The following is a 13381-nucleotide window of genomic DNA, read 5'->3' on the forward strand; positions in this document are numbered from 1 at the left end:
AAAGGTGTGTTTGTACCATGAACATCGATTTATCCGTCATGGTCAAACGCAGACCCGATACCCAAACCTTCAAGTATGCAAATAACCCCCGCCCAAATTAAAATCAACGCCCAACAATTCGCCCAACGCTGGCAAAACGAAACCGATGAAAAATCCGAATCACAAACCTTTTGGCACGAATTTTTCGCCATTTTCGGATTAGACCGCAAAGCCATTGCCATTTTGGAAAAGCGTTTACAAGCCCAAAAATCCAAAAAATTCGTGGACGTGTTCGTCCCCCAAAAATTGCTCTGCGAACAAAAAACCAAAGGCAAAAACCTCGAACACGCCGAAACCCAAGCCCGTGAATATTTAGAATTAATCCGCCAGCAAGAACCCGAAAATCTCCCCAAATATTTTGTCGTGTGCGATTTCGCCACTTTCCGATTTTTTGAAACGCTGGGCAACAAATCCACCGAATTTCCCATTGAAAAGCTGCATGAAAACATCGGCTTATTCAATTTCCTGCTGGATTGGGAAAGCGACATTCATCACGCGCAAAGCCAAGTCAATTTAAAAGCCGCCGCCCAAATGCGCGAACTCTATCAAGGCATTAAGGGCGAATACGATGCCGACACCGTTCGCAAATTTTTGATTAGATTGCTGTTTTGCCTGTTTGCGGAAGACACAGGGATTTTCCAGCCCCACCAATTCGCCTAACTGCTCGCCAAACACACCAAAACAGACGGCTCCGACACAGGCGCGGTGCTGAACGAACTGTTCCACGCGCTCAACAGCGACAAACGCCCCAAACACATGCCCGATTATTTGCAGGATTTCATGTATATCAACGGCGGCTTGTTCGGCGAAACCCTGCCCACCATTTATTTTGACGGCGAAATGCGCCAAAAATTATTGCACATCGCCCAAGACATCAACTGGGGACACATTTCGCCCGAAATTTTCGGCTCGCTGTTTCAAGAGGCGATGGACATCAACGAACGCCGCGAATTGGGCGCACATTACACCGAAAAAGAAAACATTGAAAAAGTCATCAATGCCTTGTTTTTAAATGATTTAAAGGCAGAATTTGCCCAAATTGGCAGCCTGAAACGCGACAAAAAACGCAAACTCGTTGAATTGCAACAAAAAATCGCCACGCTCAAATTTTTAGACCCAGCGTGTGGCACGGGCAATTTTTTGGTGGCGGCGTACAAAGCCTTGCGCGAATTGGAAATTGAAATTATCCAAGAATACAATCGCTTGGAAAAATCGCCCCTGCAATCGGGCGTGAGCATTGAGCAATTTTATGGCATAGAACTGGACGGTTTGGCGCGTGAAATTGCGGTTTTGTCCATGTGGCTGATTGACCATTTGTGCAATTTGGACGAGGGCGCGAAACTGGGCAAAGGCTACGGCAGCCTGAATATTCCCCTGAAAAAATCCGCCCACATTTTGCACGGCAACGCGCTGCGCTGCGATTGGGAAAGCGTGGATTACATTTTGGGCAATCCGCCGTTTGTCGGCAAAACCTATCAAACCGCCGAACAAAAAGCGGATACAGCATTGATTTGTCATGAAATTAAACTTTCAGGCAGCCTTGATTATGTGGCGAATTGGCACGTTAAAGCGGCGCAATATTTGCAACACAATCCGCACACGCGCGTGGCGTTTGTGTCCACCAATTCCATTACGCAAGGCGAACAAGTTCCTGTTTTGTTTAATTATTTATTTGGAAAAGGCGTACACATTCATTTTGCCTATCGCACTTTTGCGTGGACTTCGCAGGCGGCGGGCAAAGCGGCGGTGCATTGCGTGATTATTGGTTTTGGTTTGGCAAACATTGCCGATAAATATTTGATTGATGGCGAAAAAGTGGCAAAAGTCCACAATATCAATGGTTATTTGATTGAGGCGGATAATGCGGCAGTTGAAAAACGGAAAAATCAAATTTCAGGCGAAAATGAAATGGTTAAAGGTTCACAACCAACTGATGGCGGTCATTTAATTTTGTCTTTGGAAGAAAAAAACGATTTAATTCAACGCGAGCCATTAACTGAAAAATACATTCGTCCGTTTTTGGGTTCAGAAGAATTTTTAAATGATAAACAGCGTTTTTGTTTGTGGTTTCGTGGCGTGGATTTGCAAGTTTTGGCGAATGATTTGAAAAAAATGCCTTCGGTTGCAAAACGCATTGAATTGGTTAAACAAATGCGTTTGGAAAGTAAAAAAGAAGCCACTCAAAAATGGGCGGAAAAACCACATTTATTTACCGAAATCAGGCAGCCTGAAAGCGGAAATTATTTGGCAATGCCAGAAGTTTCATCGGAAAATCGTGAATTTATTCCGATTGGATTTTTGGATAGTGAAACGGTTGTGAGCAATAAAATTTACACTTTGCCCAATGCCACGCTTTACCATTTTGCGATTTTATCCAGCACCATGCACAATGCCTTTATGCGGACGGTGGCGGGGCGCATGAAAAGTGATTACAGCTATTCCAATACCATTGTTTACAATAATTTTCCGTTTCCCATGTCGGCGCAGGTGCGTGAGCAGGTTTACCCCCACCCTAACCCTCCCCCGCAAGTAGGGGAGGGAACAAAAGTGCGGCACAACACCGTTTCAGGCAGCCTGCAATCTGCTCCCTCCCCTGCTTGTGGGGGAGGGCTGGGGTGGGGGCAAAAAATCGCCAAATTGGAACAGCTCGCCCAAGCCATTTTAGATGTGCGCCAAAAATACCGCGACAACGCCATCGCCAAAGGCTTAACGCCCCCATCGTTGGCAGAACTCTACAATCCGCGTGTGGGGCTAGACCCGTTTCCTGAATTGCGAAAAGCACACCGCGATTTGGACAAGGCGGTGGACACATTGTATCGCGATGAACCTTTTGAAAATGAGGCAGAACGGGTGGCGTTTTTGTTTGAAATGTATGGGAAAATGAAATGAGCGTTCAGGCTGCCTTTCGGTACACGACAAAAATCTTTCGGCTGCCTGAAACCAGTTTCCTCTCCTTCTTGCATACATGGAGAAGAAGTAGCGTAGGGTGTGCCGTACACACCGAAACATGACCAAATTTGATTTTATGGCTTCTTAAAAGCGGTATGAACGGCGTACTTTAACATTTTTTATGTCGCAAACCCAAAGGCTGCCTGAAATATTTTTGAGGAAAAACATCATGATGGCATTGGGTTTACCCCAAACATGGAATAAGTCATATTTTGAAACAAAGCGGTAGAATTTTTTGCTTGAAATGCATCATGTGATGAGATGTTTTCAGGCAGCCTGATTGAGAGAAAATATCATGTTAAATAATTACACCATTGCCCATACTCATACTCAACAAATCCTTGAAATCATACCTAAAATGGCGAACCGACACGGTTTAATCGCGGGTGCAACGGGTACAGGCAAAACCGTTACCTTGCGTAAAATGGCAGAAACCTTTTCGGCGCATGGCATTCCCGTGTTTATGGCAGATGTGAAAGGCGATTTATCGGGCATTGCACTTTCAGGCAGCCACAGTGGTTTTGTTGCTGAACGCATGGCCCAATGTGGTTTAGACACAAGTTATCTGCAAGGTTTTCCTGTGCGTTTTTGGGACGTTTATGGCGAAACGGGGATTCCTACTCGTGTAAGCCTTTCTGAAATGGGACCTATGCTGTTGGCGCGTTTGATGAATTTGAACGATACCCAAGAGGGCGTTTTGAATCTGGTATTTAAAGTTGCGGACGACAAAGGCTGGCTCTTAATAGACTTAAAAGACTTGCGCGGTATGCTGCAATTTATTGCTGAAAACGCCGCTCAATATCGTGCCACTTATGGCAATGTTTCAGTAGCCAGTATTGGGGCAATTCAACGTCAACTGCTGCAATTGGAAAGTGAAGGAGCGGATTTGTTTTTTGGGCAGCCTGAATTGAATTTACATGATTGGCTGCAAACAGAAAATGGCAAAGGTGTCATCAATATTTTAAATTCAGAAAAATTAATGCGTTCGCCACGTGTATATGGTGCGTTTTTATTGTGGTTTTTGGCGGAATTGTTTGAAACTTTACCCGAAGTGGGCGATTTACCCCAACCTAAATTTGTGTTGTTTTTTGACGAAGCGCATTTGATTTTTGATAACGCCAGTAAAGAATTAACTGAACAAGTGGAACAAGTGGTACGCCTAATCCGTTCTAAAGGTGTGGGTGTGTATTTTGTTACCCAAAATCCGCTGGACTTGCCTGATACAGTATTGGGGCAGCTGGGCAATCGCGTGCAACACGCTTTGCGTGCTTTTACGCCACGCGACCAAAAAGCTGTGCGTACTGCTGCTGATACTTTCCGCAGTAATCCCAAATTGAATGTGGCGCAAGCGATAACCGAATTGGGTGTGGGCGAAGCATTGGTCTCTTTTTTAGACGAAAAGGGTCAACCCAATATCGTAGAACGTGCTTACATTATGCCACCACAATCACAACTGGCACCGCTGCCTGAAAACGAGCGCAACAACCATTTTCAATATGACAGCCTGTATCCGCATTATAAAGACATGATGGATAATTTTTCTGCATACGAAGCCTTGCAACAAACAGGACACAATCATCAGTTAGCCACGCAACAGCCCAGTATCATAGAAGGTTTTTTGGGTGGTTTATTGGGCAGTCGCAAAAAAGTAGGGCAAGGCATAGGCTACAATCTTGCTGATAGTGTGGGCGACCAAATCAATAAACAAATTACCAAAGCCATTTCGCGCAGTTTAATGGGTGTGATGAAAAAACTATTGAAGTAGGGTTCTGATTTAATTTGAAAGTGGGTTTTGTAAAGGTTTCAGGCAGCCTGAATTTCGTTAATCAATGCGGCTAAACGCGGCAAATCGTTTTCGGTTAAACCTGTGCTGGATTGGCACAAAAACACGCGGTCTAGGTGGCGTTGAAAATGGCTGCCCATGTCGTCCAAAGCCAACCATTTTTCAACGTGATGGGCTTGGCAATATTTCAAAATTTCGCGTTCTCGTCCGCCAATGGGTTTGGCAAAACAGAATGATGAACTGGGCGTTTTGCCCACAATGCGTTCACGAAAATCGGGCGAAAATGGCTCGCGCAACTGTGTCAAATCGCGCCCGTGTCGCCATGTGGACGAAATCACAAAATCAATGTGGGCAAATTCAGGCTGCCTGAAAAAACCTTCCAAAATCGGTAATTGACTGTACATTGTGTCGTTTGAATGATGGTGCGCGGAATGCAATACGCCATCAAAATCCAAAAAAATCATCATTTCGCGTTCAATCCAAAATGCAAAAAGGCGGCTTCGGTTGCCATGCGTCCGCGCGGGGTGCGTTGCAAAAAGCCTTGTTGAATGAGATAGGGTTCAATCACGTCTTCAATGGTGTCGGTGGATTCGCCAATGGCGGCTGCCACGTTTTCCAAACCCACAGGTCCACCGTTGAATTTGTGCAACACGGCTTCAAGAAATTTTCTGTCCATCATGTCCAAGCCGATTTTGTCCACGTCCAGCATGGACAATGCGGCATCGGCAATGGCGGCATCGATGCTGCCTGAATGTTTCACTTCGGCATAATCGCGCACCCGTCTCAACAAACGATTGGCAATGCGCGGTGTGCCACGACTGCGCTTGGCGACTTCCCACGCGCCCTGCTCGTCCAAATCCATGTTCAATAATTGGGCGGAACGCGCCACGATGGTCGCCAAATCGGCGGTTTCGTAAAATTCCAAACGCGCGACAATGCCAAAGCGGTCGCGCAAGGGATTGGTGAGCATGCCTGCGCGTGTGGTCGCGCCAATGAGCGTGAACGGCGGCAAATCAATTTTGACGCTGCGCGCGGCAGGTCCTTCGCCTATCATGATGTCAAGCTGATAGTCTTCCATGGCAGGATACAAAATTTCTTCCACCACAGGGCTTAAACGGTGAATTTCATCAATAAAAAGCACATCGTGGGCTTCCAAATTGGTCAGCAATGCCGCCAAATCGCCAGCGCGTTCCAGCACGGGCCCTGATGTTTGGCGCAAATTCACGCCCAATTCTCGTGCCACAATATTGGCAAGCGTGGTTTTGCCCAAACCTGGGGGGCCAAAAAGCAAGGTGTGGTCTAGGGCTTCTTGGCGATTTTTGGCTGCCTGAATGAAAATGCCCAGTTGTTCTTTGGCTTTGTGTTGCCCAATGTAATCCGCCAACAATTTGGGGCGCAAGGCGCGTTCAAGTTGTTCTTCTTGTGCGGAAAGTTTTTGTGCGCCAATCAAACGCGGTGTGGTGATGGTGCTTAAATTATCGTTTTGAATCATGATGTTTCCAATGGCGGTCTTTCTTTACCTATCAGTACTGGCATAAATCAGGCTGCCTGAAAATAATAAATGGTGTATGCAACCAGTAAAATAATGGGTATGAATAAAGGGTAAACCTGTTTTTTTGCGCTGATTTCGTCGCGTAAATGATGACCAATCCATGCAAATAACACAAATTTAAATAAAAATACGGCTTCGCAAGCCAAAATGATGCCGTTAATCAATCGGTCTGCGTTGTCTTTGGGTGGTACAAAAGTAAAATACGCCAGTGTAAATGAGGGTATCAGTATGACTGTTGCCCAACGCAATAAAGTTTGTTGTGAGTTCATGATAAGCAACGATATCAGTTAAATAAAACAACATTATGACAGATTCATCTAGTCATCAAAAGATTTTCAGGCAGCTTGAAAACATAAAACACACCTTATTAGGGTGTGTTTTTGTTCACATTATTTTCATTACTGGTCTTGGTGTTTGTATAGCACTTTACCTGTTTTGGCATCAATTTTGATTTCATATTCACGCCCATCTTGACCATGAACTTCTACTTCAAAATGTGCGCCATATTGACGATTATATTCAAAATCCACATCGTCATGTTTCACATATCCACCACCTACACTTTCAATTGCAATTTCGCGTGCTTTATCGTGGGTAATGTATTGATTGCGATTTTCACGGTAAATGCGTTCATCATTGTCTGCCATTGCAGGCACAGAAATTGTACCCAATAACATGCTGACCATTAAAATTGACTGGATTTTTTTCATTTTCATACCTTGATATGGGTGTTAATAAAATTAAAACATTCAAATCAGTGTTCAAATGTCCTATCATTTTACGATAAATCACTGTCAATTTAACTTAAATAAACCACAATTTTTGCAAACACAGTCATTAAACAAATAAATCATTTTTCATTTAATAAATCATTGGTTTATGATTATCTTGGTTTGAAAATCCATTTATTCCTATTGGGTTGGTATAAAGCAAAACAGATACCCTTCATCAGTTTTGTTAAAGTATGTTGAGATTAAATCAATAAATGTTATCCTTGCCACGCTAATTGACAGAATGTGTCTGTTATTTGCATTTTAAGGTACGCCATAAACCCAACAAAATGGTTTTGGCATGGAAAACAAACACTCCAAAAGGAAAAAATCATGTCTGAAAAAACACATGACGCAGTTGGTTATTGGAAGGCAAACATCCGTTTGATTACGATATGTATGATTATCTGGACGGTTGTTTCATATGGCTTTGCCATTATTTTACGTCCTGCAATGATGGATTTAAAGCTGTTTAACGGCAGCGACATTGGATTTTGGTTTGGGCAACAAGGCTCTATGCTTGTGTTTATCGCGCTTATTTTCGGTTACTCTTGGAAAATGAACAAGATAGACAAAGAATATGGCGTAAGCGAGGAATGAAATCATGAGCCAATTTGTGATTAACTTGATTTTCGTGGGCTTGTCGTTTGCCTTGTATTTTGGTATTGCGATTTGGGCGCGCGCTGGCTCTACCAAAGAGTTTTATGTGGCAGGCGGTGGCGTTCACCCTGTGTTGAACGGTATGGCAACGGGCGCAGACTGGATGAGTGCTGCATCATTCATTTCAATGGCAGGTATGTTGGCGATGAGCGGCTATTCTGCATCAGCTTATTTGATGGGCTGGTCAGGTGGTTATGTGTTGTTGGCATTGTTGCTTGCCCCTTATTTGCGTAAATTCGGTAAGTTTACCGTGCCTGATTTTATTGGCGACCGCTTTTACAGCAAACAAGCACGTTTGATTGCCGTAATTTGCTTGATTATGGCATCTACCACTTACGTTATCGGTCAAATGACAGGTGCTGGCGTGGCATTCTCACGCTTTTTGGAAGTGGACAGCACCACAGGTTTGATTATTGCGGCAGTGGTGGTGTTGTTCTATGCGGTATTGGGCGGCATGAAAGGCATTACTTACACCCAAGTGGCACAATATGTGGTGTTGATTATTGCTTATACCATTCCTGCTGTATTCATTTCTTTTCAAATGACGGGCAATCCCATTCCACCTTTGGGTTTGTTTGGCAATGATGTTGCATCTGGCACACCTTTGTTGGCAAAATTGGACGGTTTGGTCAAAGACTTGGGTTTTGCGGCTTATACGGCCGATGTTCCCGATAAATTGAATATGTTCTTGCTGACTTTGTCGCTGATGATTGGTACAGCAGGTTTGCCACACGTGATTATCCGTTTCTTTACTGTGCCAAAAGTGTCTGATGCACGTTCATCTGCTGGCTGGGCTTTGGTTTTTATCGTATTGTTGTACACCGTTGCACCTGCTGTGGGTTCTATGGCGCGTGTGAATTTGATTAACACCGTGTATCCCAATGGTGTAAAAGAAGCCCCCATCAACCATGATGACCGTCCAAACTGGATGAAAACTTGGGAAACCACAGGTCTGCTGAAATATGAAGATAAAAATGGCGATGGCAAAATCCAATATTACAACGACAAATCCAAAGACACTGCATTCTTGGCAGAGACCGAAAGCAAAGGTTGGAAAGGCAATGAGCTGACCGTAAACAACGACATCATGGTTTTGGCAAATCCTGAAATTGCCAATTTGCCAAGCTGGGTAATTGGCTTGATTGCAGCAGGTGGTTTGGCTGCGGCATTGTCCACAGCAGCAGGTTTGTTGTTGGCAATTTCATCTGCCATTTCACATGATTTGATTAAGAAAACGCTTAAACCCGACATCAGCGAAAAAGGCGAATTGTTGGCAGCGCGTGTTTCTATGACTGTTGCGATTATTGTGGCAACATACTTGGGCATCAATCCCCCAGGGTTTGCGGCACAAGTGGTGGCATTGGCATTTGGTATTGCGGCATCGTCCATTTTCCCTGCTTTGATGATGGGTATTTTCTCCAAACGCATCAACGATAAGGGCGCAACGGCGGGTATGTTGGCTGGTTTGACGGTAACTTGCGTGTACATTTTCTTGTACTTGGGCTGGTTCTTGATTCCTGGCACGGCAACTTTTGAAAACAAACCTGAAAACTGGATTTTCGGTATTTCCCCATTGGCATTTGGTCCAATTGGTGCGGCGGTAAATTTCATCGTGGCATTTGTGGTATCACGTATGGGTAAAGAACCCCCACAAGAAATCCAAGATTTGGTGGAAAGCGTTCGCTATCCAAAAGGTGCAGGTCAAGCCATTGACCACTAATTTGATGTAATCAAAACGGCAATTGGGTTCAGGCAGCCTGATTGCCGTTTTTTGGTTGTGGCATAATCCACAAAAATGTTTTCAGGCAGCCTGAAAACACCATTCAAACAAAAAATTCAAATTGGAGAACAAAATATGCTTTGGGAACTCATCGCCACATTTTCATGCGCGTTTGCGGCGGCTGGCATTGTGCTGATGTTGCGCGTGTTTTGGAAAAAACAGCCCAAATGGTTGATACCTGCATCTGCGGCGGCGGGTATGTTGGCATTTCAAATTTACAGCGAATACACTTGGTTTGACCATATGCAAAGTCTGCTGCCCAAAAACACCACTGTGGTGGCAAAAATTGCCGAACCTGTGTTTTATCAACCTTGGTCGTATGTGAACGCACCTGTGCTGAAATTTGCTGTTGTGGAACACACCGCACAAAACATTGACAATGCCAATCACAAACTCACGCAACTGTATTTGTTTGAACGCCGCATGAGCGCGAAAACCTTGACCATTGCGGTGGACTGCCAACAAAAATTGCAAGCCACCGTGTTACAAGTCAATGGCAAAACCCAATACGACTGGGGCAGAGGCGAATACACCGACAATATTGTGCAAGCCGTTTGTGGAAAAGCACAGGCAGCCTGAAAAATAAAAATATGATTTAAATCAGGGATAATGCAACACTTTTTTGAGAAGATGAATTTTCAGGCAGCCTGAAAAAACAATCACAAAGGAAAATAAATCATGGAACGATTTGACTTCAGCTTTGCGCCCTATGCCAATCTCAATCACGTTCAACGGCAAATGCTGCAAGCATCGGTGGACATTGTGTTTTTCAACGATGATGAAGTGATTATCCAACCACAGCAAAAAATCGAGCATTTGTATGTCGTGATTAAAGGCGCAATAAAAGAACTCAACCCCGAAGGCGAAGTGCTGGCGGTGTACCGCGAACGCGATACTTTTGACGCACGCGCCCTGATTGAAGGCAGCAGCCAACATCAATTTATCACAGCAGAGCAAGCCCTTGTATACAGTATTCCCAAAGCCACCGTGCAGAAAATCATTGAAGACAACCCGCGTTTTGGCGCATATTTTTACGCATCGGTGGCAGACAAATTTGCCAATCTCAACAATAACGAATTGGACGGCTTATTCACAGCCCATGTGCGCGATGCCTATCGCAAAAATGCGGTTTGGCTAGATGGCAGCGACAGCATTTTCACGGTCGCACAAAAAATGAAAGAACACAAAAGCAAATCCGTGTTAATCAAACACAATCAGCAAGTTGGCTTGCTAACCGAATCCGTGTTTCGTGATTTGCTGTTGCAAAATGGTTCGCCACAAGACCCAGCGCATCAATGGGCAACTTTCAATTTAATCAGTATTGACATCAATGACTTTGTTTTCAATGCCTTGTTGAAAATGATGCAATATTATGTACAACGCGTGGCGGTGGTGGAAAATGGCGAAGTCATTGGCGTGTTGGAACAGGTGGACGTGTTGGCATATTTGTCCAACCACAGCCATTTGGTTGCACAGCGTTTGGAACGCGCCACCACTTTGGACGATTTGGCAGGTATAGCCGAACAAATGACACAGTCCATTTTCGTATTGCGCAACAATGGTTTACGCGCCCCACAATTGGCGCAATTGATGCAAGTATTAAACGGCAGCCTGTTTGAAAAAGCATGGCGCATGATTGCACCGCCCGAATTGTATGAACAATCCTGCTTAATCGTCATGGGTTCAGAAGGGCGCGGCGAGCAAGTCTTGAAAACCGACCAAGACAACGCCCTGATTTTAAGCGAAAATGCCGATTTGGAAATGGCAAAACAGGCAGCCTTAAAGTTTTCCGAATTATTGGAAAAACTGGGTTATCCACCATGTAAAGGCAACATCATGGTCAGCAATGAAATGTGGCGCAAAACGCTGCCTGAATTTAAGAAAATGGTGGGCGATTGGGCGCGAAAAGCATCGGGCGAAAACATGATGAATTTGGCGATTTTTTTGGACGCGCGCGTGGTGGCAGGTAACCCCGCCTATTTGGAAGAAGTGAACGAATATTTGCGCCAATTTTTAAACAACGATGTGGGCATGCTTATGGCATTTGCCCGCGCGGTAGAGCAATTTGATGGTGATGGACAAGGCTTTTTCTCAAAACTGCTGCACCGCAACGACAAAGAAAAAATGGACGTGAAAAAAATGGGCTTGTTCCCAGTGGTACACGGCATACGCGCATTGAGTTTGGAATACAAAATCAACGAAACCAACACCTTTGAACGCATTCAGCGTTTGGCACAAGCAGGCGTGTTGGAACAACAATTTGCCCAAGATTTAGCCGAAGCCCAACGCTATTTAATGGACATGCGCCTGAAAGCAGGTTTGGCGTGTTTACACGAAGGCAAAGTAACCGCCCCCAATCAGTTGGACATTGACAGTCTCTCCACACTGGAACGCGATTTGTTGAAAGACGCGCTGCAAGTGGTGAAGCGATTTAAAAACATCATCAGAATGCACTTTCGGTTGAATGCTTGATGTTTTCAGGCAGCCTGAAAATCCGCCCACAAAATACCACGCGCCACGCACCCCAAAGCGTGGGTATGGCGGCGCAACGCCATGTCCCCCGAAAAGGAGCAAACCCATGAAAATCATTGAACATTTCAAACGCCAATACGCCCTAAAAAAACTGCGCGACCCCAACTACCGCTTTTTGTTTAACGACAATATCCCAGATGAATACATCAGCTTTGACTGCGAAACCACCAGCTTGGACGTGAAAGAAGCCGAAATCATCTCAATAGGCGCAGTCAAAATTCGCGGCAAAAAAATCCTGACCAGCGAATCATTTTACGTTTTGGTCAAACCCGAAGGCATGATGGAGGCGCGTAACGTAACCATACACGGCTTGCGCCCCAAAGATTTGCGCAACGGTTTGCCCATAGAACAAGCCTTAAAACAATTTTTGGATTTTGTGGGTGGGCGACCTGTGGTGGGCTATTTTTTGGAATACGATGTGGCAATGGTCAATAAATTTCTGAAACCCATGATTGGCATAGGCATGCCCAATCGTCAAATAGAAGTGTCAGCCGTGTATCATCGCCAAGAAACGCGCTACAAATATTACGATGCCGAAATCGATTTGCGCATGGCAACCATGATAAAAAACTTGGGCATACCCGACCTGCCGCGCCACGATGCGCTGAACGATTCCATTAACGTGGCGATGATGTATTTGGCATTGCAAGCGCGGAAATAGCGTTTCAGGCAGCCTGAAAGTTCATAATTATGGAGAACACGATGACACTTTGTCCTTGTCAATCAAGTCAAGATTACGCGCAATGTTGCGCTCCTTTTCATCACTACTGCAAGCTGCCTGAAACGGCAGAACAATTGATGCGTTCGCGTTATGCGGCATATGTTCTTCAAAATATGGATTATATTTTGACAAGCACCGTTCCCGCACAACAAGATTTGTTGGATAAGGCAGGTCTGATTGCGTGGTCGCAACAAACCGAATGGCTGGGCTTAACGGTACATGCACATACACCACACATCAAACCGCATCATGCACAAGTTGAGTTTACGGCTTATTTTGAACAAGAGGGTGGGGTACAGGCACATCATGAATTGTCTGCTTTTGTGAAAATAGATGGGAGATGGTACTTCATAGACCCAACAGTTAGATTGCCCAGTATGAAATCACCATGTATCTGCGGTTCAATGCGGAAATTTAAGGTGTGTTGTGGGCAGTTTTTTAAATAGTATTGTTGGCAATCAAAGTCATACTTGCATTGTCAGCTTCTTTGCGTGTGCTGGGTAATGTTGTTTTGTTATAGGTTGATTTGAAACGATTATTATCATTTTCATTTGGTGGTTGGCTGGTGTTTAGGCTGCCTGAAAATGGGTGTATG

Annotated in this window: 12 protein-coding genes and 1 pseudogene; 9 read left to right on the forward strand and 4 right to left on the reverse strand. The window is 44.6% G+C overall.

Features of this window, described 5'->3' with window-relative positions:
* Positions 1-75: 75 nt before the first annotated feature.
* From Q4B82_RS04335 to Q4B82_RS04340, 3 genes and pseudogenes are all read left to right on the forward strand, one after another.
* Positions 76-2502, forward strand: a pseudogene (locus tag Q4B82_RS04335) (class I SAM-dependent DNA methyltransferase); the annotation flags it as partial.
* A 12-nt stretch (positions 2503-2514) separates the two neighbouring features.
* The gene (locus Q4B82_RS09505) at positions 2515-2928 is read left to right on the forward strand and encodes a type IIL restriction-modification enzyme MmeI (protein WP_368501329.1); all 414 of its coding nucleotides are present in this window, start codon (positions 2515-2517) and stop codon (positions 2926-2928) included.
* Between the two features lie 355 nt (positions 2929-3283).
* The gene (locus Q4B82_RS04340) at positions 3284-4753 is read left to right on the forward strand and encodes a helicase HerA-like domain-containing protein (RefSeq protein WP_303065202.1); all 1470 of its coding nucleotides are present in this window, start codon (positions 3284-3286) and stop codon (positions 4751-4753) included.
* Between the two features lie 38 nt (positions 4754-4791).
* Here Q4B82_RS04340 and Q4B82_RS04345 read toward each other — a convergent pair whose 3' ends face one another.
* The 4 genes from Q4B82_RS04345 to Q4B82_RS04360 all read right to left on the reverse strand — a co-directional run bounded on the left by Q4B82_RS04345 (position 4792) and on the right by Q4B82_RS04360 (position 7033).
* Positions 4792-5238, reverse strand: coding sequence for an HAD domain-containing protein (locus Q4B82_RS04345; RefSeq protein WP_303065203.1), 447 nt, complete (start codon positions 5236-5238; stop codon positions 4792-4794).
* Positions 5235-6263 (reverse strand): Holliday junction branch migration DNA helicase RuvB, encoded by a 1029-nt coding sequence (gene ruvB, locus Q4B82_RS04350; RefSeq protein ID WP_303065204.1) that lies wholly within the window; start codon positions 6261-6263, stop codon positions 5235-5237. Before ruvB ends, Q4B82_RS04345 begins: the two co-directional genes overlap by 4 nt.
* A gap of 47 nt (positions 6264-6310) precedes the next feature.
* On the reverse strand, positions 6311-6592 hold the full coding sequence (locus tag Q4B82_RS04355) for a hypothetical protein (protein ID WP_303065205.1): 282 nt from the start codon (positions 6590-6592) through the stop codon (positions 6311-6313).
* Positions 6593-6721: 129 nt separating this feature from the next.
* Positions 6722-7033: a PepSY domain-containing protein gene (locus Q4B82_RS04360; protein ID WP_303065206.1), complete on the reverse strand. Its 312-nt coding sequence runs from the start codon at positions 7031-7033 to the stop codon at positions 6722-6724.
* 393 nt (positions 7034-7426) lie between these two features.
* On the opposite strand from Q4B82_RS04360, the gene Q4B82_RS04365 reads away from it, so the two are divergent.
* From Q4B82_RS04365 to Q4B82_RS04390, 6 genes are all read left to right on the forward strand, one after another.
* Complete coding sequence (locus Q4B82_RS04365) at positions 7427-7693, forward strand: DUF4212 domain-containing protein (RefSeq protein ID WP_303065207.1); 267 nt, start codon at positions 7427-7429, stop codon at positions 7691-7693.
* A 4-nt stretch (positions 7694-7697) separates the two neighbouring features.
* Positions 7698-9473, forward strand: a complete 1776-nt coding sequence (locus Q4B82_RS04370) for a sodium:solute symporter family protein (RefSeq protein WP_303065208.1) — start codon at positions 7698-7700, stop codon at positions 9471-9473.
* A gap of 135 nt (positions 9474-9608) precedes the next feature.
* Positions 9609-10112 (forward strand): hypothetical protein, encoded by a 504-nt coding sequence (locus Q4B82_RS04375; protein ID WP_303065209.1) that lies wholly within the window; start codon positions 9609-9611, stop codon positions 10110-10112.
* Between the two features lie 99 nt (positions 10113-10211).
* The gene (locus Q4B82_RS04380; RefSeq protein WP_303065210.1) at positions 10212-12005 is read left to right on the forward strand and encodes a putative nucleotidyltransferase substrate binding domain-containing protein; all 1794 of its coding nucleotides are present in this window, start codon (positions 10212-10214) and stop codon (positions 12003-12005) included.
* Positions 12006-12111: 106 nt separating this feature from the next.
* Positions 12112-12726, forward strand: a complete 615-nt coding sequence (locus Q4B82_RS04385) for a 3'-5' exonuclease (RefSeq protein ID WP_303065211.1) — start codon at positions 12112-12114, stop codon at positions 12724-12726.
* A 41-nt stretch (positions 12727-12767) separates the two neighbouring features.
* Positions 12768-13232, forward strand: coding sequence for a YchJ family protein (locus tag Q4B82_RS04390; RefSeq protein ID WP_303065212.1), 465 nt, complete (start codon positions 12768-12770; stop codon positions 13230-13232).
* Positions 13233-13381 lie beyond the last annotated feature (149 nt).

This window comes from Alysiella sp. (genome assembly GCF_030525755.1).
Taxonomy (GTDB): Bacteria; Pseudomonadota; Gammaproteobacteria; order Burkholderiales; family Neisseriaceae; genus Simonsiella.